Below are 23,769 nucleotides of genomic sequence, written 5' to 3' on the forward strand. Positions count from 1 at the left end.
GTAGGGTGGATAAGCGCAGCGTCATCCACCATTTTCACCGTTTTAAATCAAATGCTTATAAATCGTCTCGGCGATGCCCGTTTCTAAATTGGTGCCAATCACCAAATCGGCACGCGCTTTAATCGCGTCATCGGCATTGCCCATCGCCACGCCAAGGCCAGCGGTTTCCAGCATACTTAAATCGTTAAAGTTATCGCCGAAAGCCATCACATCGCGCATGGACAAACCTTGCGATTCAACCCAACGCGCCAGACGCATGCCTTTGCTGTTGCCGCTTTGCGCCACATCGACCTGATCGTGCCATGACCATTCGCAAGCCAGCCCCATTTCATGCTCAACAACCATAGTAAATTTCTTCAGCTTAATGGTGTCTTCGTCGGTCAGTGCGAATTTCCAGATAGACTCGACATCATGCGCCGCTTCGCGCAGTGAATTCACATGGCGGAACACCGGACGCTGGGATTCAGGCAATGATTTCGCCCAGTTTTCAGTACGCAAAACATGCCCGGTGGTTTCCTGATAAAGCATCGCGTCATCGACATACATCAGCCCATGAACGTTGTGGGCATCCAGCAAATCAATCAATTGGCTGGCTTGCTGTGGCTGCAATGGATCAGACTCAAGCACCTTTTTCGCATGATAATCATACAAATAAGTGCCATTACAGCAAATTGCAGGTGTATCCAGAGCCAGTGCCTGATAAAAAGGATGGATGGCAACGTGATGACGACCCGTCACAATGACAACTTTCACGCCAGCGTCACGTGCGCGTTGTAAAGCTGTCAGTGATTCAGGAAGAATGGTTTTTTGCGGCGTGAGTAACGTGCCGTCGAGATCAAGGGCGATTACGCGATAAGTCATTTAGGGTTCCAGTCAAATTCAGAATCATAAGGCCTGTGCCGATGTTACACCGCTTGCCGCGTTGTTCAAAATGGCAACACGCACTACCCTTGTGACAATAACTCAATACGTTGGGAGGAGAGAGATTCCATGAAACAAACAGTCTATACCGCCAGCCCGGAAAGCCAGCAAATTCACGTCTGGTCACTTAACACCACGGGTGAGTTGACTCTGGTGCAGGTTGTTGACGCGCCAGGGCAGGTTCAGCCAATGGTCATTAGCCCGGACAAACGTTACCTGTACGTCGGCGTGCGCCCTGAGTTTCGCGTGATTGCTTATCGCATTACGCCGGATGACGGCACGCTCACCGAAGCGGGTGTGACGGCAATTCCAGGCAGCCCAACGCATATTTCTACCGACCATCAGGGTCGTTTCCTGTTTAGCGCCTCTTACAATGCAGGCAGCGTAAGCGTTGTGAGCCTGGCGAACGACGGCCTGCCGGGTGAAGTGGTTGATGTGGTTGAAGGTCTGGAAGGCTGCCATTCGGCGAACATTTCTCCGGACAACCGCACGCTGTGGGTGCCAGCCCTCAAGCAAGACAGAATTTGCCAGTTTACGCTGTCTGATGATGGTCATCTGGTGGCGCAAACTCCTGCGGAAGTCACCACCGTTGAGGGCGCTGGCCCGCGCCATATGGCGTTCCACCCGAACCAACAATACGGTTACTGCGTGAATGAGCTGAACGGTTCCGTGGACGTATGGGAGCTGAAAAATACCTACGGCAAAATTGAATGCGTGCAGACGCTGGATATCATGCCGCCAGGTTTCTCCGACACCCGTTGGGCCGCAGATATTCACATCACACCGGATGGTCGCCATCTTTATACTTGCGACCGTACCGCCAGCATCATCACGGTATTCAGCGTTTCAGAAGACGGCAGCGTCCTGGCGGTGGAAGGTTATCAGCCGACCGAAACTCAGCCGCGCGGCTTTAACGTTGATCACAGCGGTAAATACCTGATTGCCGCCGGGCAGAAATCGCACCATATCGCGGTTTATCAAATTACCGGTGAGCAAGGTTTGCTGGAAGAAAAAGGCCGTTATGCCGTAGGGCAGGGGCCGATGTGGGTCGTTGTAAATGCTAAGTAATTTCTGATTTAGTGATAAAAAAAACCTCGCCGTGGCGAGGTTTTTTGTTTAAGCGGATGCTTAATTTTACTCAGCAACTACCGTGCTACCGACGCCACGGTTGTTGAATTCCCACATGCGGTTCGCGTTAGCATCATTCAGGTCGCGCTGAATTTCGCCTTTCTCGCCCTTAGTCCCGATATTGCCGGTAAATGGACGCTTAGAACCGGCGGCATCGCCCCATGGTTTCGCGCTGTTGAAGCCTTCATTAATCACGCTGTCACGGATAACCACCTGGCCGTTAGACGTCTGGCCTGCGGCATAACCGTTTTCGCTCGCTTCCACATCCCAGGCGCGGCCCAGTTGTGCGGTGTTATCGCCAGCAGCGCTAAAGCGGCTGTTGATTGCCAGGAAGCCATAATAAATGTTTGGCAGCGTGGCGGGTGCAAACACAGAACCTTCTGGAGTACGGCTGTTTACCAGGCGGAAATCAGTGTTATCAAACACCACCGCACCACGGCCAGCCACCACATCCACATCACCTTCGATATAGCTGTTAGTCACCAGAGTACGCGGCAGACGATCAGTCAACAGACGGTTCTGCACATCGCTATTGGTCACGAAGAAAGTATTCTGACGGCCCAGCAGATGAACGTTGTTCAACTGTACTTTGTCGCCATCAGTACGCAGCGCAACGGCCTGGTGATTAGAAGCATCAACGCTGTCGCCCAGAGTGTTGGCGATAGTCAGGTTTTGCATCTGCAACCCGTTGTTCTGTGACCAGACAACGGCGGAACACATAATGCCCACGGTGGCGTTACGTTTGTTCTGGCAGCTATCGAACATATACCAGGCGGGTTTACCCGGCATATATTTGCCTGATGGGTTAACCGCACGACGCCAGGTGTTCACGTCAATTTCAGAGTCCAGCGGCAGAGTGATTTTGACATCGCTCGCGTTATCGGTGGTGCCGTACAACGTCACGCTACCAGAAGCTGCCGGAATATAAACGGTGCCTGCGTATTCTCCAGGCTGAATCGCAATGTACATACGTGAACTGCTGTGTTTCGCAATTGCTGCATCTACCGCTGCCTGAATGGAAGTATGTGTCACACCTGCGCCACCGGCGGCACCGACCACAAAGTCAGGCTGCGCAGGAACGCGAATAGAGGACGGAGTCATGGTGCTTCATCTTTATTTTTGGATGAGAAGTAACGCGCCTGAACGAAGTTCTGCGCTTCATCGGATGATAAAACTGGACGAGACTGAGTCCCAGGTGCCACTTGTGTTGAAGGGCGGTCTTCCGGAGGTGTTGAGCTACAGGCAGACAAAGCCATAGCAAAAGCGAGTACGGCTGCGCGACGAGTAACCGAAATTGTGTTCAAGGCTTGCTCCTTGCAATGCAATATTAAAAGGGATTCTGAAAGCCTGCTTTTTTATACTAAGTTGAGCGAAACGGGAAGCCGATTGTGCAAATCGGCTTCATAAAAAGCGGATTAACTGAACATCGCGGTAATCGAGGCACTGCCTAAAGCGTGGAAATGGACGTTAAAACCGACCATCGCGCCCGATGCATTCTCATCAACTTCAAGACTTTCAACGTCGATGGCGTGAACGGTAAAGATATAACGATGGGTTTCACCTTTTGGCGGCGCCGCGCCGCCGTAACCAGATTGTCCGAAATCGGTACGCGTCTGAACGGCGGGTTCTGGCAAATCGGCTAAACCCGAACCGGCACCTTGTGGCAACACGCGCGTATCGGCAGGTAAATTCGCCACAACCCAGTGCCACCAGCCGGAACCGGTTGGCGCGTCCGGGTCATAACAGGTGACGACAAAACTTTTGGTTCCCACTGGCACGTCATCCCACGCAAGGTGTGGCGAAATATTATCGCCTTCGTAACCCATGCCGTTAAAAACGTGGCGATGGGGGAGTTTGTCACCTTCTTTAATATCCTGGCTTATCAGTTTCATAACCGCTCCTTATGGCTATAGATCAAGAAGTTTCAGCAGTTCTTCCGCCGCAATGGCCGACGACGCTGGGTTTTGCCCGGTCACTAAATGCCCGTCAACTACTGCGTATTCGCCCCAGTCGTCGGTGCGCTCAAAGAGACCGCCCGCCTTTTTCAGCTCGTCTTCTACCAGGAAAGGCACGACCGCCGTCAGGCCCACGCCTTCTTCTTCGCTATTCGTAAAACCGGTTACGCGTTTTCCTTTGACCAGCGGCGAGCCGTCGGGTTTGGTGACTTTACGCAAAACGCCCGGCGCGTGACACACTGCCGCGACGGGTTTGCCTGAAGCCCAGAATTGCTCAATCAGTTTGATGGAATGTGGGTCTTCGGCCAAATCCCACAGCGGCCCGTGGCCGCCTGGGTAAAACACCGCGTCAAAATCTTCGGCCTTGATACTTTCAAGTTTTACCGTGTTGGCTAGCAACTTCTGGGCTGCGGAATCACTACGAAAACGGCGGGTGTCGTCGGTTTGCGCGTCCGGTTCATCGCTTACGGGATCGAGCGGCGGCTGCCCACCTTTTGGAGATGCGAGGGTGACTTGAATCCCCGCATCATGGAAGACGTAATACGGCGCGGCAAACTCCTCAAGCCAGAAGCCTGTGGGTTTGCCGGTATTGCCCAGTTGATTATGCGAAGTTAAAACCATGAGGATTTTCATCTAAATCTCCCTGTTGGAGCCGTGAAAAGATCCTCGAAGTGTAGTGCATCAATGGGCGGCTTGCTGATACTCAGCCTCTGAAAAACGCCGGATTCTCTACCGCCAGCGCCATTGCATGAATCAGTTTTGCCAGTTGCTCCGGGCTAATCACATACGGCGGCATCAGGTAAATCAGGCGGCCAAACGGGCGAATCCACACCCCTTGTTCGACAAAAAACGCCTGAAGTGCTGCCATATCCACTGGCTTATGCGTTTCGACAACGCCAATTGCGCCGAGAACGCGCACATCCGCCACTTGCTCGCTTTCCAACAAGGGTTTCAGCCCAGCAGATAATTGCTGCTCCAGCACATTAACTTGCTGTTGCCAATCGCCTTCCTCGAGAAGTGCGAGGCTTTCCGTTGCCACCGCGCAAGCCAGCGGATTGCCCATAAACGTTGGGCCGTGCATAAAGCATCCGGCTTCGCCGTTGCTGATGGTTTCGGCGACCTGACGCGTGGTGAGTGTGGCGGAAAGGGTCATCGTGCCGCCGGTCAGCGCTTTACCGAGACACAGAATATCCGGTGCAATTCCCGCGTGTTCACAAGCAAACATTTTGCCGGTGCGCCCAAAGCCGGTGGCTATCTCATCGGCAATCAGCAAAATCCCTTCGCGGTCGCACATGCGGCGAATACGCTTAAGCCATTCCGGGTGATAAAAGCGCATTCCGCCTGCACCCTGGACAATTGGCTCAAGTATAACCGCTGCGATTTCATGGCGATGAGCCGCCATCAATCGCGCAAATGGCACCATGTCCATTTCGTCCCATTCCTCGCCAAAACGGCAGTTTAGCGCAGGGGCAAACAGATGTTCAGGAAGATAACCCTGCCACAAACTGTGCATCGAGTTATCCGGGTCGCAAACCGACATCGCACCAAAGGTATCGCCATGATAACCATTGCGGAAAGTCAGGAAGCGCTGGCGCGGTTCGCCTTTGGCGTGCCAGTACTGCAACGCCATTTTCATCGCCACTTCTACGGCGACGGAACCCGAGTCGGCCAGAAACACGCACTCGAGATTTTCAGGTGTCATATCAACCAGTTTGCGGCACAACGCCACTGCCGGCGGGTGAGTGATTCCGCCAAACATCACGTGCGACATTTGGTCAATCTGCTCTTTCATCGCCCGGTTTAAGCGCGGGTGATTGTAGCCATGAATCGCCGCCCACCAGGACGACATCCCGTCAACAAGGGCTTTTCCATCAGCAAGTTGCAGTTCGCAGCCCGATGCCGAAACCACCGGATAAACCGGTAACGGTTGGGTCATGGATGTGTACGGGTGCCAGATATGTTGTTGGTCGAACGCTAAATCAGCAGGGGTCATAGGGCGACTTGTAAACCATTTAAAAAAGATTTAGGTTTACAAGTATAACGTCAATCAACGGCTAACAACACCCTTTTTGGAGACGCCCAATGGCTCACCACGTACGCTGGACAATGTCGCAGGTCACTGCTTTATTTGAAAAACCTTTCCTTGAACTGATGTTTGAAGCGCAACAGGTGCATCGCCAGCACTTCGATCCTCGCCATGTTCAGGTCAGCACTTTGCTGTCCATTAAAACTGGCGCATGCCCGGAAGACTGCAAATATTGCCCGCAAAGTGCACGCTACAAAACCGGGCTTACGTCCGAACGACTGATGGAAGTCGAGCAGGTTCTCGACTCGGCGCGTAAAGCGCTGAACGCCGGTTCCACCCGTTTCTGCATGGGCGCGGCCTGGAAAAATCCTAACGATCGCGACATGCCTTACCTTGAGCAAATGGTGCAGGGCGTGCGTGAAATGGGCCTGGAAACCTGCATGACGCTCGGCACATTAACCGGCGCACAGGCGGAACGGCTCGCGGCGGCGGGACTGGATTATTACAACCATAACCTCGATACCTCGCCAGAATTTTACGGCAATATTATAACCACTCGTACCTATCAGGAACGCCTCGATACCCTCGACAAAGTGCGCGGTGCCGGGATTAAAGTGTGTTCTGGCGGTATCGTTGGCTTGGGAGAAACGGTGACTGACCGCGCCGGATTGTTGCTGCAACTCGCCAATTTGCCGACACCGCCGGAAAGCGTGCCTATCAACATGTTGGTGAAGGTAAAAGGCACACCGATGGCCGATAACGAAGACGTGGATGCGTTTGATTTTATTCGCACTATTGCCGTTGCACGCATCATGATGCCAACCTCTTTTGTGCGCCTTTCTGCCGGGCGCGAGCAGATGAGCGAGCAAACTCAGGCCATGTGCTTCATGGCGGGGGCGAACTCCATTTTCTACGGCTGCAAACTGCTGACCACGCCGAATCCGGAAGAAGACAAAGATCTGCGACTGTTTCGCAAGCTGGGGTTAAACCCGCAACAAACCACCACGCAGGCAGGCGACAACGAACAACAGCAGCAACTGACGGACCAATTGCTTAACGCGGATACGGAGAAATATTACAACGCGGCGGCTGTATGACCTGGCAGCAACGCATCGACAGCGCGCTTGAACAACGGCGCGCCAGCGGTAGTTTCCGAACCCGTCTGGCGAATCAGCAGGGTAGCGGGCGTCATCTGGTGCAAGACGGTAAACGTTACCTGAATTTTTCCAGTAACGACTATCTGGGGATTAGCCAACACGGCAAAGTGATTACCGCCTGGCAGCATGGGGCGGAAATTTATGGTGTCGGCAGCGGCGGTTCCGGGCATGTCACCGGCTACAACGAAGCGCATCAGCAATTTGAGGCGCAGCTCGCGGATTGGCTCGGCTACCCTCGGGCGCTGCTTTTTATTTCAGGTTTTGCCGCGAATCAAGCGGTGATTGCTGCGCTGGTTGAAAAACCAGACCGGATTGTTGCTGATAAACTCAGCCACGCGTCACTGCTGGAAGCGGCGATGCACAGCCCGGCGCAATTACGCCGGTTTGCCCATAACGATGTCGTATCGCTACAAAATCTGTTGGCTCAACCCATCGATGGGCAACAACTGGTGGTAACGGAAGGCATTTTCAGCATGGACGGTGACGCCGCGCCGTTGGCCGATATCGCACAAACGACCCGCAACGCCAATGGCTTGTTGATGGTCGACGATGCCCACGGTATCGGCGTTATCGGCGAGGAAGGGCGCGGCAGTTGTTATCAACAACACATTAAGCCCGATTTGCTGGTGGTGACATTTGGCAAGGCTTTCGGTGCCAGCGGGGCCGCCGTGCTGTGTAGCGAATCGATGGCTGATTATTTGCTGCAATTTGCCCGCCATCTTATTTACAGCACCGCCATGCCGCCCGCGCAGGCGTACGCGTTATCGGCGGCGTTAAACGTGATTCGCGGGGATGATTCCAGGCGTTCACAGCTCAACGCCAATATTGCCCGCTTCCGTGCGGGTGCCAGCCAATTACCGCTCAAATTAATGGCTTCACAAACGGCTATCCAACCGCTGATTGTCGGCGAAAACGAGGCTGCGGTTAGCCTTGCTTCCACTTTGCGCGAACGGGGATTCTGGCTGACAGCGATTCGCCCTCCTACCGTGCCGCAGGGGACTGCACGACTGCGTGTCACGCTCACCGGCAGCCACACATTTGAAGATATCGACAGGCTGCTGGAGGCAATGTATGACGCGACACGTTAATAAAGCGGCCATCGCCTCTGCATTTGGTCGCGCAGCAACCACCTACGACAGCCATGCGCAACTCCAGCGTGAGAGTGGAACCTTGCTCGCAAACAGGCTCGTAGGGCGGGATATTTCCAGCGTGCTGGATGCCGGATGCGGAACGGGCTGGTACAGCCGCTTATGGCGTGCAAAAGGCTGTCACGTGACGGCTTTGGATCTTTCGCCTGCGATGTTGAAACATGCCGAACTTCACGGTTGTGCAGACCGTTATCTTGAAGGGGATATCGAGGCCATCGGCCTTCCAACTGGGTTGGTCGATATGGCCTGGAGCAACCTTGCCGTACAGTGGTGCGGCGACTTACACAATGGTTTAAGCGAGCTTTATCGCGTGACTCGTGCGGGAGGCTGTGTGGCTTTTACCACGCTTGCGGCAGGTTCATTAAATGAGCTGCACACCGCCTGGCGGGCGGTGGATGAACAATCTCATGCTAACCAGTTTTTGTCTTTTTCACAGATTCAGGAGGCGTGTCAGAACTGGCGATGTTCCCTGCAAATTCATGAAATTACCCAGTGTTTCGACAGCGTATTAAGTGCGATGCAATCCCTGAAAGGGACGGGCGCGACGCATCTTCACGACGGGCGCAAAGCCTCGCTGATGACCCGTCAACAATTGCAAAAATTAAGTCTCGCCTGGCCGCAAAAAGAGGGGCGATTCCCTCTGACCTGGCAGCTCGTTTGTGGAGTGATTGAACGTGATTAAAAAATGGTTTGTCACCGGAACCGACACCGAAGTCGGCAAAACCGTCGCCAGTTGCGCATTGCTGCAAGCCGCCACGGCTGCGGGTTATCGCACTGCGGGCTATAAGCCGGTGGCATCAGGAAGTGAGCTAACGGCGCATGGCATTCGTAATAGCGACGCGTTGGCGCTTCAGCGCAATAGCAGCGTTGAATTAGGTTACGAACAAGTCAACCCGTTTGCTTTTCTTGAACCGACATCGCCGCATATTGTGAGTGCAGAAGAGCAGCGGCCTATCGATTTTTTGCCGCTTTCTGCGGGGCTACAGGCGCTTACAGCTAAGGCTGATTGGGTGCAGGTCGAAGGGGCTGGAGGCTGGTTTACGCCGCTTTCAGCCACAAAAACCTTTGCTGATTGGGTGATACAAGAAAAATTGCCGGTAATTCTGGTGGTTGGGGTGAAACTCGGCTGTATCAATCACGCGATGTTAACCGCACATGCGATACAGAATGCGGGTTTGCAAATTGCGGGTTGGATTGCCAACGACGTGCAACCCACCGGCAAGCGCCACGCCGAATACATCGCTACTTTGCGCGATGTTTTAAAAGCTCCGATGCTCGGTGAAATCCCTTTCTGCTCGAGTATCAATGATCTTACTGAGTTGGGGCAGTATCTGGATATCTCTCTTCTTTCGGCATAACTCGCAAAACCCTCGCACATTTCTGCAACGCCCGAAAAATCTTTCGGGCGCTCTTCCTGATGTCGTTAATCGTTTAATGTTCTGCTTGTAGAAAAAAAGGGCTGGAGTAAATTGCCTCTCAATTCATGTTGTCATGTGACAACTTTTTTGAGAGTATGCTCTGGAGGTTTTATGGCACGGCGTTTACACCCTAATAAGGACATAGAAGCGGCGTTAACTTATGCCAAATGTCAGGGCTGGCAAGTACGACCAGGTGGTTCGCATTGCTGGGGGAAGATGTATTGTCCGTGGAATGATAAGGCCTGTCGCTGCGGTGAGTTTTGTATTAGCTGCATATGGAGTACTCCGCGTAGTGCGTTTAATCACGCCAGGCAAATACGTCGTGTGGTCGATAACTGTAGCCAGCAAGGCACGCCGCCGATCATCAGACATTGAGTTTCAAGGAGCAGAAGATGTCAGAATTTAGCTTCACATTGATCTTTACACTGCCAGAAAAGAGCCAGAACCCGGAAGAATGGGTGGAAGCGTTAGGGGCCCAGGGTTGTGACGACGCGCTGATTGGCGTGGGGGTTACGGGTCGTATTGCATTGAATTTCATTCGTGGAGCGCAAGATGCAAAGCAGGCCGTTGTCTCCGCCATTAAAGACGTGAAACGCATCATCCCTGGTGCGACACTGGTCGAAGTGATGCCCGATTTAGTGGGGCTTACGGATATCGCTGAGCTGCTTGGTTTTTCGCGCCAGTACATGCGCAAAGTGATGGTGAGCCGTGAAGCATTCCCTCAACCCGTTCATGACGGGAAAACAGCCATCTGGCATCTGGAACCGGTGCTGCGATGGATGCGTGAAGCAGGGGTGTCGAAAGTCCCTTTGCCGTTGGTTGAGCTATCAGCCGTAACCCGGCAATGTAATTTACAAAGGGAACTGGCGGATCTTGATGCGAACATACAGAAGCAACTGGGCCAATTGTGACGGCAGAACAGGGTGGGTGTTCTTGCCGTCGCATGACACACCATTATGGGGATATCCAGCTGGAAACCAGCTTGTCATCCAGCAACGCAACGCTCCCCTGGGCCACATTTCGCCCGCGATGAAGCAAGCAGAAGCGGTCTGCCACGCGGCGAATGAACGACAAACGTTGCTCAACCAGCAGGATGGTCAGCCCAAAATCACGGCTGAGTCGCCGGATGATATTCCCCAGGTCGTTGATAAAACGCTGGCCGCTGCCGAAAGTCGGTTCATCCAGAATCAATAATTTGGGTTCAGTCACCAGCGCACGGGCCAGAGCTAACTGCTGCTGAAGGTAGTCAGAAAGCTCTCCGCCACGTACGTGACGCAAGCTGTAAAGTTCAGGGAAAAGCTCGTAGATCATGTTGGGTATTGCCCGTGACTGTATGCGGGCAGCCAACTGCGCAATCTGAAGATTTTCCTCAACGCTTAATTGAGAAAATATTCGCCTGTCCTGCGCAACGTAGCTCATTCCGAGCGCAGCCCGGCCTTCAATGGGTTGGGTCAGCAAATCTTGTGGAGGATGTCCCGCTTCAAGCCAGGTCATACTGCCGCTTTGCACCGGTAGATAACCCGTAATGCAGTTAACCAGTGTTGTTTTACCCATTCCCGGGGCGCCGAGAACGCAGGTACATTCGCCTGGCATTAGCTCAAGATCCAGATTCCACAGTACATGGCTCTCGCCATAAAACTGATTAACAGCGCGAAGACTCAACATCGGCATTCTCCTTCTGGCAGGCCAGACTACGTAGGCGACTTATGCAATTTGCAGTAGCTTCAGTAATCATTGCAATTCTCCTGCCATGAACCCGGCTGGAGGTCATAACATTGCAACTTTGAGAATAGACTCATAAAAAAGGGTGAATAAGTCTTCGTCTTCTACGACTAAAGCAAGTCAATGCACTTTGTCGGTGCCTGGTGGTTTGCAGGTTTGGTGCATTGCAGAATCGCTTTTGTGCGAAATGTACAAACCGTGAGCGATATCAAAAGAATTTCAGCCTTTTTGACAGATAAAAAAAATCAAAAATAATCATGAAAAATATTTTTGGGAGCTGGAATACAGATTTTAGGGTTTTTTGCGGTCTGCGCTGCAAAAGGGCTGAAGGCAGTTATCCACTATTCCTGTGGATAACCATGTGCATTAGAGTTAGAAAACTTGCGGTAAGCGAGAGCGGGCGCGGGTTGCGGATGAATTGACGCGAAACCAGACTTTTGCAAATAATCGTTTAAAATTAATGAGTTGAATAAAATCAATCGGTGCAATAAAAGTGCCACAGAAGTTCCTTACGCTTTTATGACACTGCTTGACAATTGTTAAAAGATAAAAAAATCTGGGGATAACCATTTTGGTCAGCGCAAAGCACTGAGAGTTGCCTGTTTTGCATGCAAACCCGATGGCAAAGCAGGGCAGTATCATAATCGCGTTGCTAAGGAACTGGGTTTTCATCCAGTATCTTTTTCTGGCAAAATTTCCTGTGCCGAGTAAAATTATCCTCCGGCCCGCTCGTTTCTTCATCAGGTAGCCTCTTCATGAGTAAAGCGTTCAAACTAAATTCAGCATTCAAACCTTCTGGCGATCAGCCAGACGCCATTCGTCGTCTGAAAGAAGGTCTGGAAGACGGACTTGCCCACCAGACTTTATTGGGTGTAACAGGCTCCGGTAAAACATTTACTGTGGCGAATGTGATTGCTGATTTACAACGCCCGACCATGGTGTTGGCACCCAACAAAACGCTGGCAGCGCAGTTGTATGGCGAGATGAAAGAGTTCTTCCCGGATAACGCGGTGGAGTTCTTCGTTTCTTATTACGACTACTACCAGCCCGAAGCGTACGTTCCGAGCTCCGATACTTTTATCGAGAAAGACTCCTCGGTGAACGAACATATTGAACAGATGCGTTTGTCGGCGACTAAAGCACTGCTTGAAAGGCGAGATGTGATTGTGGTGGCGTCGGTGTCGGCGATTTATGGTCTGGGCGACCCGGATTTGTATCTGAAAATGATGCTGCATCTCACCAAAGGGATGATCGTCGATCAGCGCTCGATTATTCGCCGCCTGACTGAACTGCAATATACCCGCAATGACCAGGCGTTCCAGCGCGGCACATTCCGCGTGCGCGGCGAAGTGGTGGATATCTTCCCGGCGGAGTCGGACGATTTAGCCGTGCGCGTAGAACTTTTCGATGAAGAAGTGGAGCGGCTATCGCTGTTTGACCCGCTGACCGGGCAAATCGACCAAACTATCCAGCGTTTCACCGTTTACCCGAAATCGCACTACGTCACACCACGTGAGCGAATCCTGCAAGCGATGGAAGAGATCAAAGTTGAGCTGGCAGATCGCCGCAAAGTTTTGCTGGCCAATAATAAACTGCTTGAAGAGCAGCGCCTCTCGCAGCGGACTCAATTTGATTTAGAAATGATGAACGAACTGGGTTATTGCTCAGGTGTCGAAAACTACTCGCGCTTCCTTTCTGGCCGAGGCCCTGGCGAGCCGCCGCCAACACTTTTCGATTACCTGCCTGCCGATGGTTTGCTGGTGGTTGATGAATCGCACGTCACCATTCCGCAAATCGGTGGGATGTACAAAGGTGACCGCTCGCGCAAAGAAACACTGGTCGAATATGGCTTCCGTCTGCCCTCAGCGCTGGATAACCGCCCGTTGAGATTTGAAGAATTTGAAGCGCTGGCGCCGCAAACTATTTATGTTTCAGCAACACCGAGCAATTACGAGTTAGAAAAATCGGGTGACGATGTGATTGATCAGGTGGTCAGGCCAACCGGTCTGCTTGATCCGATTATCGAGGTGCGCCCTGTTGGCACTCAGGTCGACGATTTGTTGTCTGAAATTCGTAAGCGTGTCGAAATCAACGAACGCGTGCTAGTCACCACGCTGACCAAGCGTATGGCGGAAGATCTAACCGAATATCTTGAAGAGCATGGCGAAAAGGTGCGTTACCTGCACTCAGATATCGACACCGTAGAGCGTATGGAAATCATCCGTGATTTGCGCCTTGGCGAGTTCGACGTGCTGGTGGGCATCAACTTGCTGCGTGAAGGCCTGGACATGCCAGAGGTGTCGCTGGTGGCGATTCTGGACGCCGATAAAGAGGGCTTCCTGCGTTCCGAGCGTTCATTGATTCAGACCATCGGTCGTGCGGCGCGTAACATCAACGGCAAAGCCATTTTGTATGGCGACAAAATTACCCCATCAATGGCGAAAGCGATTGGTGAAACGGAACGCCGCCGTGCAAAACAGCAGCAGTACAACGAAGAAAATGGCATTACGCCGCAAGGGCTGAATAAACGAGTGGTCGATGTTCTGCAACTAGGCGAAGGGATGGCGAAAACCAAAGGCCGCCTTAAGAGCAAAGCGCGCAGCGTGATTGAAGATGATGAAATCATCCTCACACCTAAAGTGTTGCAGCAGAAAATCCATCAGTTAGAAGGGAAGATGCAGGAACACGCGCAAAATCTGGAATTTGAAGAAGCCGCGCAAATTCGCGACCAACTCCATCAGTTACGGCAGTTGTTTATTGCTACGTCTTAATGAATTGTCGGATGACGCTACCGCTTATCCGACCTACGCAATACAGCATTTGCAAGGTGGATAAGCGTCATCCACCGTTTTACCTGCCAGTTACAGTAATTATTAGCCGAGTTGTTGAAGCGCTTTTTCCAGCGCCAGGCGAAGTAAATGCCTGTCGTGGCGATAGCGAACATCGCTGGCTTCCAGCGGTTCCTGGGTGACTACACGGTCGGTAATTTCAGAAACGTCAGTCTGCGGGCCAACGACTACGGCATCAACTACGCGTTTACCGATTCGCTGCTCCATAATATCCAGTGTTTGCGCCAGCGACAGATTGGCGGCGGCGGTGCTTAATTCCTTACCCAAATTGCCAATGAAAACCACCGGAGCAGGGGTGCGGCGCAACGCCTGGTCCATATCTTCCAGCAAAAGTATCGGCATTAAACTGGTGTAGAAACTGCCTGGGCCAATCAAAATCAGGTCAGCTTCGGCAATCGCCTGCACCGCTTCACGCGTGGCATGAGCTTTTGGGTACAACGACAACTCCTGCGGCGGCGACGAAAGCTGGTCGATATTCACTTCACCATAAATAAAATGGCCGTCTGCATCCGTAGCCATCAAATCTACCGGCTGTTCGGACATTGGAATCAAAAACGCATCCACTTTAAGCAGGTTACGAATAAGATTGATCGCTTCCAAAGGCCTTACGCTTAGGTGATCGAGCGCCTTTAACATCAGGTTTCCGAGGTTATGACCAGAAAGTTCGCCATTACCGCCAAAACGATACTCAAACATCGCCGAAGCCACGCTTTGTTCGGTAATTAACTGATTTAAACAGTTGCGCATATCACCCCAGGCAATGCCTCCTTCAGAACGTCGAATACGTCCTGTAGAACCGCCGTTATCGGTGGTGGTAACAATGCCGGTTAAACGTGAACCTAAAGAGGAGAGGGACGACATGACCCTGCCCAGACCGTGCCCACCGCCAAGGGCGACCACCCGGTCTAAATCCGCAAACGTACGATTGCGCATAACTATTCCTTATGACGAACTATCGAAATAAGGTAGCGCAAATGCAGGTAAAATACGATTCAGCCTCGGACGTTAATGATGTATATCAAAGCAAAAGTTCACTTTTCGCGTAGTCTGTAGCGAAATTGAACGATTAGTTCGTTATGTATATAAATATACAGCGAAAGCTGTTATGGCGAATAACGTCATCACGCGCTACTATCGCTCTAAACACACTAAGCCTCTGGACCTAAGTCGCAAGATACGGTGCTTTGGCCGTGACCTCGAGTCACCAGGGTGCAGAAAGAAATGACTGCATCTCCCGTATTTGGAAGGTGTACATGGCTACCCAACTTACCGATGCTTACGCTCGTAAGTTTTTTTACCTGCGTTTGTCTATTACCGACGTTTGCAATTTCCGTTGCAACTATTGCCTGCCCGATGGCTACAAGCCTCACGGTGTGGCGAATAAAAGTTTCCTCAACGTCGATGAAATTCGCCGCGTCACGCGAGCATTTGCCGCGCTCGGCACTGAAAAAGTCCGCCTGACCGGTGGCGAACCCTCTTTACGTAAAGACTTCACCGACATCATTGCCGCCGTGCGTGAAAACGCCAGTATTCGCCAGATTGCGGTAACCACAAATGGCTATCGCCTTGCGCGAGATATCCAGCAATGGCGCGATGCCGGGCTGACTGCTGTTAACGTCAGCGTTGATAGCCTTGACGCTCGCCAGTTCCACGCTATTACCGGGCAGGATAAATTCCGCCAGGTGATGGACGGCATAGACGCCGCTTTTGCCGCCGGTTTTGAGCGCGTAAAAGTGAACACCGTGCTGATGCGTGGCGTAAATCACCACGAACTCGATACCTTCCTGGCGTGGATCAAACCGCGACCTATTCAACTGCGTTTTATCGAATTGATGGAAACCGGCGACGGCGGCGAGCTGTTCCGTAAACACCACATTTCCGGCAAAACCATTCGCGACCAGTTACTGGCTCGCGGCTGGGTTCACCAGCTACGCAGCCGCAGCGACGGCCCGGCGCAGGTCTTTTGCCACCCCGATTACGCGGGTGAAATCGGCCTCATCATGCCGTATGAAAAAGACTTCTGTGCCAGCTGTAACCGCCTGCGCGTTTCATCTGTCGGTAATCTGCACCTCTGCTTGTTCGGCGAGCAGGGCATTTCCCTGCGTGATTTGCTGGCAAGCGACGAGCAAATCGACGAACTCGAAGCGCGCATAGCCGAAGCCTTAACGCACAAAAAACAGACCCATTTCCTGCATGACGGTGACACCGGCATCACTCAAAACCTGTCTTATATCGGCGGGTAAAACCAGATAAAAAGGGAGATCTATGAGCCAGGTAAGCAGTGAATTTATCCCGGTACATATTGCTATTCTGACTGTCTCAAGCCGTCGCGGCGAAGAGGACGACACTTCAGGACATTATCTGCGTGAAGCCGCTACGGAAGCCGGGCATCAGGTTGTTGCCAAAGCGATCGTTAAAGAGAATCGCTATGCGATACGCGCCCAGGTTTCGCAATGGATTGCTGATGACGAAGTGCAGGTTGTGCTGATCAACGGCGGCACCGGTTTTACCGATGGCGACCAGGCCCCGGAAGCGCTTTTACCTCTGTTTGACCGTGAAATCGAAGGTTTTGGTGAAGTGTTCCGCATGCTCTCTTTTGAAGAAATCGGCACTTCAACGCTGCAATCACGCGCATTAGCAGGTATTGCGAACCGCACGTTGATTTTTGCCATGCCGGGTTCCACCAAAGCGTGTCATACCGCGTGGGAAAATATCATTCAGCCACAGCTGGATGCTCGCGTGCGCCCTTGCAATTTCCACCCACACCTCAAGAAATAAACTATGTCGCAACTCACTCATATTAATTCCGCTGGCGAAGCGCACATGGTCGATGTTTCCGCCAAAGCCGAAACCGTGCGTGAAGCGCGCGCCGAAGCGTTTATCACCATGGATCCTGCAACGCTCGCCATGATTATCGAAGGCAGCCACCACAAAGGTGATGTGTTTGCCACGGCGCGTATCGCCGGGATTCAGGCGGCAAAACGCACCTGGGATTTGATCCCGCTTTGCCACCCGCTGATGCTCAGCAAAGTCGAAGTGAATTTAGCCGCCGAGCCGGAATACAACCGTGTGCGCATCGAATCCGTTTGCCGCCTGACCGGAAAAACTGGCGTGGAAATGGAAGCGCTAACCGCCGCATCGGTTGCGGCATTAACCATTTACGACATGTGCAAAGCCGTGCAGAAAGATATGGTGATTGGCCCGGTGCGCCTGCTGGCGAAAAGCGGTGGGAAATCTGGAGATTTTAAAGTAGACAGCAAGGTGGAAAGCCATGATTAACGTGCTGTTTTTTGCTCAGGTGCGTGAACTGGTCGATTGCGACCGTCTGCAACTGGATGCCACTTTCAATGACGTCGAGCAGCTTCGCGCCGAACTGGCAACTAAAAGTGACCGTTGGGCGCTGGCGCTCGAGTCTGGCAAATTATTGGCGGCGGTTAACCAGACGCTGGTGAGTTTTGACCATCCTGTTAGCGACGGCGACGAAGTGGCTTTCTTCCCGCCAGTCACCGGAGGCTAAAATGGAAAACACTCGAATCCGCGTCAGCCACGAAAACTTCAACGTCGGCGATGAATACCAGTGGCTTGCGCAGTGTGACGAAGACGGTGCGGTAGTGACCTTTACCGGCAAAGTGCGTAACCACAATTTGGGCGATAGCGTCAGCGCCTTAACGCTCGAACACTATCCGGGCATGACGGAAAAAGCGCTGGCGGAAATTATCGAAGAAGCGCGCAGCCGTTGGCCGCTGCAACGCGTGAGCGTCATTCATCGCATCGGCGAATTATGGCCAGGTGATGAAATTGTTTTTGTTGGCGTGACCGGCGCACACCGTAATTCGGCGTTTGAATCCGCACAATTCATCATGGATTATCTGAAAACGCGTGCACCGTTCTGGAAGCGCGAGGCTACGGCTGACGGGGATCGCTGGGTAGAAGCGCGGGATACCGATAAGCAAGCCGCCAAACGTTGGTAACAGGCACCTTCATGCAGTTGTGTTAATCTTAAGGTACAGGTCTTTCGGCCTGAAATTCGGTCAACGTAATTCACTTAAGGAAGCATCATGGATCGATTCCCACGTTCCAATGACACCATCGTGCAGCAGGCCCGTACTGGCTTGCAGGCATATATGGCACAAGTTTATGGCTGGATGACATGCGGCCTGTTACTGACGGCATTTGTCGCCTGGTACGCTGCCAATACCCCAGCGGTGATGGAGTTTGTTTTCTCCAGCAAAATCACCTTCTTCGGGCTGATCATCGTGCAACTGGGGCTGGTTTTTGTGCTCTCAGGCATGGTGCATAAGCTCAGCGCGGGTATGGCGACCAGCTTGTTTATGCTTTATTCGGCATTAACGGGCCTGACGCTTTCCAGTATTTTTATCGTCTACACCTATTCATCCATCGCCAGCACCTTCGTGGTGGCAGGCGGCATGTTTGGTGCGATGAGCCTCTACGGTTACACCACCAAGCGTGATTTAAGCGGTTTTGGCAACATGCTGTTTATGGCGCTGATTGGTATCGTGCTGGCGTCTTTGGTCAACATCTGGCTTGAGAGCACCGCGCTGATGTGGGCGGTAACGTATATCGGCGTGATCGTGTTTGTCGGCCTGACTGCCTACGACACGCAGAAGCTGAAAAACATCGGCGAGCAGATTGATACTCGTGATACGCAAACTATGCGCAAGTACTCGATTCTTGGCGCATTAACGCTGTATCTCGACTTCATCAACCTGTTCCTGATGCTGCTGCGTATTTTCGGCAACCGCCGTTAAGTTCTGCCACCCTCATCCCGGCCTTCTCCCCCAGGAGAAGGGGTAAACTTTTCACCCTCTCCCTCAGGGAGAGGGCTGGGGTGAGGGTTGTTTAGCTTCTTCTCATTCTTCACGCGCATCTTCTTCGCCCGACTCTCAAGCACTAAATAACACACTATCGCCAGTATCAGCGGCGCGATGTAATAGAGCATTCGGTACGCCAGCAATGCCGCAATAATCTTGCCGTTAGTGACATGCTCGCCTGCCAGCAAAGCAATAAACACCGCTTCCAGCACACCGATTCCGGCAGGAATATGCACAATCACCCCGGCAATACTGCTGACTAATAACACGCCCAACACGAAGAAATAGTTCACCTGCTGGCCGAGCAACAGCCAGATAATCGCCCCCATCACCATCCAGTTACAGCTTGAGATAACCAGCTGCATCAGCGCGAATTTAAACGATGGCAGCACCAGGCGCTGGCCTTTTATCGTCATATGGCGATGTTTGGCGAAGGCACAAAACCACAGATAAACCGCGATGATTGCCAGCAATACGCCACCCAAAATCCGCAAAGTGGTTTCGTCGATGTACCAGTGATCCGGCAATTGCACCACGCCGACGGTAAAAATCACCCCCGCCAGCAAAATGTAGCCCAGCCAGTTGGTGGAAATACTCAATGAGAAGATGCGCGTAATCGTCGCACTCGGCAGCCCAAGCCGTGAATAAAGTCGGTAACGCATGCCGATGCCGCCGACCCAGGTACTTAGCGTGAGGTTGAACGCATAACAGATAAACGACACCAGCATCACCTGCCGTTTCGCCAGTTTATGCCCGCAATACGAGCGCGCCAGCAGGTCGTAACAGCCGTAAATCAGATAGCTCAGAACCACCAGCCCGACCGCGCTAAACAGCGCCAGGCGGTTATAGTCCTTAATGACCTCCCAGACTTCTTCCCAGTTCACCTTCGTGGCATACACCACCAACAGCACGATCACGGCAATAAAAAATAGCCAGGTAAGGATTTTCTTTGCTTTGCGCCATTTCGGATGCGAGTGCGACATCAATATTTCACTCCCTGGTTTTCCGTCTCAACCTCTGATTCAACCCTGTCCTGAGTTTCCATATGCGGCTGCGCCGGAGGCATCACCTGCGCAAGTTTTGGCGTATGGGCGGGCAGCCAGCCGACCATGGCCGGGAAATGGCGTAAGAAGTGGAAGGCCAGCACGCTTTTGCCCAGATTCCACCAGGTGCGTTTGGGCAACATTGACTCATCCACTGGCTGGCAATCTTTGGCAATCAGAGCAGTCAGGTTGGCACGCAGCGTGTCATTGAAGGTGCGGTCATAAATAATCAGGTTCGCTTCAAGATTTAACGACAAACTCAGTGGATCAAGATTACTGGAACCGACCGTCGCCCAGTGGTCGTCCATCAGCGCGACTTTGCCGTGTAATGGGCGGCGTTTGTATTCATAAATTTTCACGCCCGCGCGGGTTAAATAGTTGTAAAGCAGGCGAGCGCCGACTTTGACAATCGGCATATCCGGCTCGCCTTGCACAATCAATTTGACCGAAACGCCGCGCCGGGAAGCATTACGCATTGCGTGTAGCAGCCTGTAGCCAGGGAAGAAATACGCATTGGCGATAATCACTTCACGTTTCGCTTTACTGAGCATTTTCAGGTAATAACGCTCGATGTCGTCGCGATGCTGTTCGTTGTCGCGCCAGACGAACAGCGCCTGCGCTTCACCGGGCGAGAGGTTTTCTTGCGCGGGATTTCGGCGGCGACGCCACCACTGGCGCTTGTGGTCAGAGCCTGGCAAATTGGAGATCACGTACTGGTAAATATCGTCGACCACCGGCCCTTCGACTTTGACCGAATAATCCTGTTTCGCTTCAGGGCCGTAATCGCTCATCTGTTCTGCGGAATAATTAATGCCACCGACAAACGCCACCGCGCCGTCAACCACCACGATTTTGCGGTGCATACGACGGAACAAATTGGTGCGCATGCCAAACAGCGGCGGGCGAGGATCGTAATAACGGAACAGTACGCCAGCGGTGGTCAGTTGTTCTACGAATTGATCGCTTAAATCCGGCGAACCGTAGCCATCAAGCAGAACTTCAATGCTAACGCCGCGCTGTGCGGCACTCAGTAAAACTTCATGCAATTGCTTGCCGACGTCATCTTCAAACCAGATAAATGTCTCGAGCAGCACTTTGCTGCGCGCCTGTTCAATGGCTTTGAAAACCGCCGGGAAAAACTCGTCACCGTTTTCGAGCAGTGAAATCCGGTTCCCGTCGCGCCAGTTATTTTTCATAGATGAATCTCCACGGCGAGTGGCGCATGGTCTGAGAGATGCCGCCATTGATGCAACGGCAGCGCAGTCGGTGCGCTTGCAGAGGCATTTTTCACATAAATTCTGTCGAGGCGAAGCAGCGGGAAACGGGCAGGGAAGGTGCGCGCCGGGCGGCCCCAGGCGCGGGTAAACACTTCATCCAGGCCCGTCTGTTTGAGCTGTAAATTGGCGCGTTGCTGCCAGTCATTAAAATCCCCGGCAACCACCACCGGCTCGCCTTCTGGAAGGTTATTCACCAGTTGGCACAACATATTGAGCTGCGCCTGACGGTGCGCGTCCCGCAGGCCAAGGTGCACGCAAATCACATGCACACGCTTATTGGACTCGGGCACATTCATCTGGCAATGCAGCATGCCGCGTTTTTCGTGGCCTTCCACCGAGATATCACGGTTTTCAAAATGCTGAATAGGGAAGCGAGACAGCACCGCATTGCCATGGTGGCCTTCGGGGTAAACCGCGTTACGGCCATAGGCGAAATCGCTCCACATGGTGTCGGCGAGAAATTCGTAATGGCTGGTATCAGGCCAGTTTTCCACATGCAGTGGGTGGACTTCGTGTGCGCCCATCACCTCCTGCAAACAGACGATATCGGCAGAAACCGCGCGCACCGCATCACGCAACTCCGGCAAAATAAAGCGCCTGTTGAGTGCGGTAAAACCTTTGTGTGTATTTATTGTGAGCACTTTGAAGGTAAAGTGCTGAGCCTTGTTACCCATGCTTCTCCCGGCATTGTTAACATCCTGATGAAAATAAAGTGTAGTCTCTGTCACAAATAGGTGCCGGGTTACGGAATTTTCCGCATACTGCGGTACTCTGAAAGACAGGAAATAGCGGCCAGGAGAGAAATAATGAAATGGCAACAACGTGTACAAGTGACAACAGGCTTAAGCTGCTGGCAGATAATGCTGCATCTTTTGGTGGTCTGTGCGCTGCTCGTTGGCTGGAAAACTGCCACCTTAATACCGGTCGGCATCGGCCTGTGTGTGCTCTATGCGGCAACCGTGATTCTGATGCTCGCCCTGCACCGTGTGCGCACCGGGCGGTTACGTGACATAGGCGATTTTCTTGAAGAGCTGACCACCACCTGGTATTTCGGTAACGCGATGATTGCGCTGTGGCTGTTGTCACGCGTGGTCGAAAACAAGTTTCTGCTGGTGGCGGCGGGTCTGGCGATGATTGCCGGGCCAATCATCTATTCGCTGCTCGCCAAAGACAAAACCTCAGGCGATTTTACGCCGAAACATCCAGTACGCCGTTGAAATGGTGATGGCCGCGATAACCAACAGCGGCCACACGCTTCCCCACACAATATCGAAACTCGCGTTCTTCAAATAAATCTGCTTAGTGATATCGGTGAAATGCCGAATCGGATTCGCCCACGTCAGGTTTTGCAGCCACACCGGCATGTTCTCCACCGGGGACACATAACCCGAGAGCAAAATCGCCGGCATCATAAAGACAAACACGCCGATAAACGCCTGCTGCTGCGTTGAACAGAGCGCGGAAATCAGCAGGCCGAATCCCACCAGCGACAGCCCGTAAATCAGCATCGTGAAGTAAAACAGCAACAGCGAGCCGGAAAACGGAATGTGATAACCCCAAATCCCCACGCCCAGCACGATGGTGGCCTGTCCGATTGCCACGATTTGAGCGGGCACCGCTTTGCCAACAAAAATCTGCCAGGTGGCGAGCGGCGAAACTAACAGCTGATCGAGTGTGCCTTGCTCGCGTTCGCGGGCGACGGATAGCGACGTCACAATCATCACGCCAATCGTCGTGATCATCGCAATCAATGACGGCACCACGAACCATTTGTAATCCAGATTCGGGTTGTACCAGTTGCGCACCACCAGTTCGCTGTTATTCGGTTTTGGCTGCCCGGACACCAGTTCCTGCTGGTAATTCTTCACAATCTGTTGCAGGTAATTTGCGGCGATCTGCGCACTGTTTGAGTTTCGCCCATCAAGAATAATTTGCAGTTTGGCTTGTTGCTGGCTGGCGATATCCCGCGAGAAATCCGCCGGGAAGCGAATCAGCAGCAGCGCTTTTTGGTTATCAATGGTCGGCTGAATTTCCTGCGGGCTTTTCAGCAACAGCACATGGCTAAAGCCTTTGGCGCGGGCAAAACGCTGTGTCAGCTCAACCGAGTGGCTGCCGTTGTCTTCGTTATAAATCGCGATGGTGGCGTTAGTGACTTCAAGCGTTGCGGCAAAGGGAAACAGCACCACCTGCAAAACCACGGGCAGAATCAAAATCGCACGAGTTTGTGGCTCGCGCAGTAGGGATTGCAGCTCTTTGCGTATTAATGTCCATAACCGATAAATCATCGCTTTCC

At 52.6% G+C, this 23,769-nt stretch carries 26 protein-coding genes, 1 pseudogene and 1 riboswitch; of the genes and pseudogenes, 15 read left to right on the forward strand and 12 right to left on the reverse strand.

Annotated elements, in window-relative coordinates:
- Nucleotides 1–42 precede the first annotated feature (42 nt).
- Nucleotides 43–861: a pyridoxal phosphatase gene (locus D6029_RS17430; RefSeq protein WP_120066003.1), complete on the reverse strand. Its 819-nt coding sequence runs from the start codon at nt 859–861 to the stop codon at nt 43–45.
- Between the two features lie 129 nt (nt 862–990).
- Between D6029_RS17430 and pgl the strand changes: the two genes are divergently transcribed.
- Nucleotides 991–1,989: a 6-phosphogluconolactonase gene (gene pgl / locus D6029_RS17435; RefSeq protein ID WP_167456025.1), complete on the forward strand. Its 999-nt coding sequence runs from the start codon at nt 991–993 to the stop codon at nt 1,987–1,989.
- Between the two features lie 66 nt (nt 1,990–2,055).
- Here the strand turns inward: pgl and D6029_RS17440 are convergent.
- The 4 genes and pseudogenes from D6029_RS17440 to bioA form a co-directional block, all read right to left on the reverse strand.
- A pseudogene (locus D6029_RS17440) lies at nt 2,056–3,353 on the reverse strand (putative acyl-CoA thioester hydrolase).
- A gap of 111 nt (nt 3,354–3,464) precedes the next feature.
- Nucleotides 3,465–3,941 (reverse strand): kinase inhibitor, encoded by a 477-nt coding sequence (locus D6029_RS17445; protein WP_120066005.1) that lies wholly within the window; start codon nt 3,939–3,941, stop codon nt 3,465–3,467.
- Nucleotides 3,942–3,956: 15 nt separating this feature from the next.
- Nucleotides 3,957–4,637: a type 1 glutamine amidotransferase domain-containing protein gene (locus D6029_RS17450; RefSeq protein WP_120066006.1), complete on the reverse strand. Its 681-nt coding sequence runs from the start codon at nt 4,635–4,637 to the stop codon at nt 3,957–3,959.
- 70 nt (nt 4,638–4,707) lie between these two features.
- Complete coding sequence (gene bioA, locus D6029_RS17455; RefSeq protein ID WP_120066007.1) at nt 4,708–5,997, reverse strand: adenosylmethionine--8-amino-7-oxononanoate transaminase; 1,290 nt, start codon at nt 5,995–5,997, stop codon at nt 4,708–4,710.
- Nucleotides 5,998–6,086: 89 nt separating this feature from the next.
- Here bioA and bioB point away from each other — a divergent pair, with 89 nt between their 5' ends.
- The 6 genes from bioB to D6029_RS17485 all read left to right on the forward strand — a co-directional run bounded on the left by bioB (nt 6,087) and on the right by D6029_RS17485 (nt 10,664).
- A complete protein-coding gene (bioB, locus tag D6029_RS17460) occupies nt 6,087–7,127 on the forward strand; it encodes a biotin synthase BioB (protein ID WP_120066008.1) in 1,041 nt (346 codons plus the stop codon).
- Nucleotides 7,124–8,275 (forward strand): 8-amino-7-oxononanoate synthase, encoded by a 1,152-nt coding sequence (bioF, locus tag D6029_RS17465; RefSeq protein WP_120066009.1) that lies wholly within the window; start codon nt 7,124–7,126, stop codon nt 8,273–8,275. Before bioB ends, bioF begins: the two co-directional genes overlap by 4 nt.
- Nucleotides 8,259–9,017, forward strand: a complete 759-nt coding sequence (gene bioC / locus D6029_RS17470) for a malonyl-ACP O-methyltransferase BioC (protein WP_120066010.1) — start codon at nt 8,259–8,261, stop codon at nt 9,015–9,017. Before bioF ends, bioC begins: the two co-directional genes overlap by 17 nt.
- Nucleotides 9,010–9,693, forward strand: coding sequence for a dethiobiotin synthase (bioD, locus tag D6029_RS17475; protein ID WP_120066011.1), 684 nt, complete (start codon nt 9,010–9,012; stop codon nt 9,691–9,693). The genes bioC and bioD overlap by 8 nt, the downstream gene beginning before the upstream one ends.
- A gap of 171 nt (nt 9,694–9,864) precedes the next feature.
- Nucleotides 9,865–10,128, forward strand: coding sequence for a hypothetical protein (locus D6029_RS22690; RefSeq protein ID WP_120066012.1), 264 nt, complete (start codon nt 9,865–9,867; stop codon nt 10,126–10,128).
- Nucleotides 10,129–10,145: 17 nt separating this feature from the next.
- Nucleotides 10,146–10,664 (forward strand): helix-turn-helix transcriptional regulator, encoded by a 519-nt coding sequence (locus tag D6029_RS17485; RefSeq protein ID WP_120066013.1) that lies wholly within the window; start codon nt 10,146–10,148, stop codon nt 10,662–10,664.
- 43 nt (nt 10,665–10,707) lie between these two features.
- On the opposite strand, the gene D6029_RS17490 is transcribed toward D6029_RS17485, so the two are convergent.
- Nucleotides 10,708–11,418 carry an ABC transporter ATP-binding protein gene (locus D6029_RS17490; protein ID WP_120066014.1) on the reverse strand — a complete coding sequence of 237 codons (711 nt, stop codon included), beginning with the start codon at nt 11,416–11,418 and terminating at the stop codon, nt 10,708–10,710.
- Nucleotides 11,419–11,847: 429 nt separating this feature from the next.
- Nucleotides 11,848–12,216: a hypothetical protein gene (locus D6029_RS22430; protein WP_147365247.1), complete on the reverse strand. Its 369-nt coding sequence runs from the start codon at nt 12,214–12,216 to the stop codon at nt 11,848–11,850.
- A 14-nt stretch (nt 12,217–12,230) separates the two neighbouring features.
- On the opposite strand from D6029_RS22430, the gene uvrB reads away from it, so the two are divergent.
- Nucleotides 12,231–14,246: an excinuclease ABC subunit UvrB gene (uvrB, locus tag D6029_RS17495; protein WP_120066015.1), complete on the forward strand. Its 2,016-nt coding sequence runs from the start codon at nt 12,231–12,233 to the stop codon at nt 14,244–14,246.
- A 102-nt stretch (nt 14,247–14,348) separates the two neighbouring features.
- Here the strand turns inward: uvrB and yvcK are convergent, their stop codons facing one another.
- Complete coding sequence (yvcK, locus tag D6029_RS17500; protein ID WP_120066016.1) at nt 14,349–15,257, reverse strand: uridine diphosphate-N-acetylglucosamine-binding protein YvcK; 909 nt, start codon at nt 15,255–15,257, stop codon at nt 14,349–14,351.
- A 199-nt stretch (nt 15,258–15,456) separates the two neighbouring features.
- Nucleotides 15,457–15,590: riboswitch (molybdenum cofactor riboswitch) on the forward strand.
- On the opposite strand from yvcK, the gene moaA reads away from it, so the two are divergent.
- The 6 genes from moaA to D6029_RS17530 all read left to right on the forward strand — a co-directional run bounded on the left by moaA (nt 15,578) and on the right by D6029_RS17530 (nt 19,093).
- Nucleotides 15,578–16,567 (forward strand): GTP 3',8-cyclase MoaA, encoded by a 990-nt coding sequence (gene moaA, locus D6029_RS17505; protein WP_120066017.1) that lies wholly within the window; start codon nt 15,578–15,580, stop codon nt 16,565–16,567. (Overlaps the previous riboswitch by 13 nt.)
- A gap of 22 nt (nt 16,568–16,589) precedes the next feature.
- On the forward strand, nt 16,590–17,102 hold the full coding sequence (moaB, locus tag D6029_RS17510) for a molybdenum cofactor biosynthesis protein B (RefSeq protein WP_120066018.1): 513 nt from the start codon (nt 16,590–16,592) through the stop codon (nt 17,100–17,102).
- 3 nt (nt 17,103–17,105) lie between these two features.
- Complete coding sequence (gene moaC, locus D6029_RS17515) at nt 17,106–17,603, forward strand: cyclic pyranopterin monophosphate synthase MoaC (protein ID WP_120066019.1); 498 nt, start codon at nt 17,106–17,108, stop codon at nt 17,601–17,603.
- A complete protein-coding gene (moaD, locus tag D6029_RS17520) occupies nt 17,596–17,841 on the forward strand; it encodes a molybdopterin synthase sulfur carrier subunit (RefSeq protein ID WP_120066020.1) in 246 nt (81 codons plus the stop codon). The genes moaC and moaD overlap by 8 nt, the downstream gene beginning before the upstream one ends.
- A gap of 1 nt (nt 17,842) precedes the next feature.
- Nucleotides 17,843–18,295 (forward strand): molybdopterin synthase catalytic subunit MoaE, encoded by a 453-nt coding sequence (gene moaE / locus D6029_RS17525; protein ID WP_120066021.1) that lies wholly within the window; start codon nt 17,843–17,845, stop codon nt 18,293–18,295.
- 87 nt (nt 18,296–18,382) lie between these two features.
- A complete protein-coding gene (locus D6029_RS17530) occupies nt 18,383–19,093 on the forward strand; it encodes a Bax inhibitor-1/YccA family protein (protein WP_120066022.1) in 711 nt (236 codons plus the stop codon).
- On the opposite strand, the gene D6029_RS17535 is transcribed toward D6029_RS17530, so the two are convergent.
- Genes D6029_RS17535 through D6029_RS17545 form a run of 3 tightly spaced genes read right to left on the reverse strand, consistent with a single transcriptional unit; the run spans nt 19,090 to nt 22,150 of the window.
- Nucleotides 19,090–20,139, reverse strand: a complete 1,050-nt coding sequence (locus D6029_RS17535; RefSeq protein WP_120066023.1) for a lysylphosphatidylglycerol synthase transmembrane domain-containing protein — start codon at nt 20,137–20,139, stop codon at nt 19,090–19,092. The two genes, D6029_RS17530 and D6029_RS17535, sit on opposite strands and share 4 nt — an antisense overlap.
- Entirely contained in the window at nt 20,139–21,395 is a 1,257-nt protein-coding gene (gene clsB / locus D6029_RS17540) for a cardiolipin synthase ClsB (protein WP_120066024.1), read from the reverse strand. The genes D6029_RS17535 and clsB overlap by 1 nt, the downstream gene beginning before the upstream one ends.
- The gene (locus D6029_RS17545) at nt 21,392–22,150 is read right to left on the reverse strand and encodes an endonuclease/exonuclease/phosphatase family protein (protein ID WP_120066025.1); all 759 of its coding nucleotides are present in this window, start codon (nt 22,148–22,150) and stop codon (nt 21,392–21,394) included. Before D6029_RS17545 ends, clsB begins: the two co-directional genes overlap by 4 nt.
- 132 nt (nt 22,151–22,282) lie before the next feature.
- Here D6029_RS17545 and D6029_RS17550 point away from each other — a divergent pair, with 132 nt between their 5' ends.
- Entirely contained in the window at nt 22,283–22,693 is a 411-nt protein-coding gene (locus D6029_RS17550) for a YbhQ family protein (protein WP_120066026.1), read from the forward strand.
- Here the strand turns inward: D6029_RS17550 and D6029_RS17555 are convergent.
- On the reverse strand, nt 22,655–23,761 hold the full coding sequence (locus D6029_RS17555) for an ABC transporter permease (protein WP_120066027.1): 1,107 nt from the start codon (nt 23,759–23,761) through the stop codon (nt 22,655–22,657). The genes D6029_RS17550 and D6029_RS17555 overlap by 39 nt on opposite strands.
- Nucleotides 23,762–23,769: the final 8 nt, after the last annotated feature.

The sequence above is a fragment of the Buttiauxella izardii genome (assembly GCF_003601925.1).
Lineage (GTDB): Bacteria > Pseudomonadota > Gammaproteobacteria > Enterobacterales > Enterobacteriaceae > Buttiauxella > Buttiauxella izardii.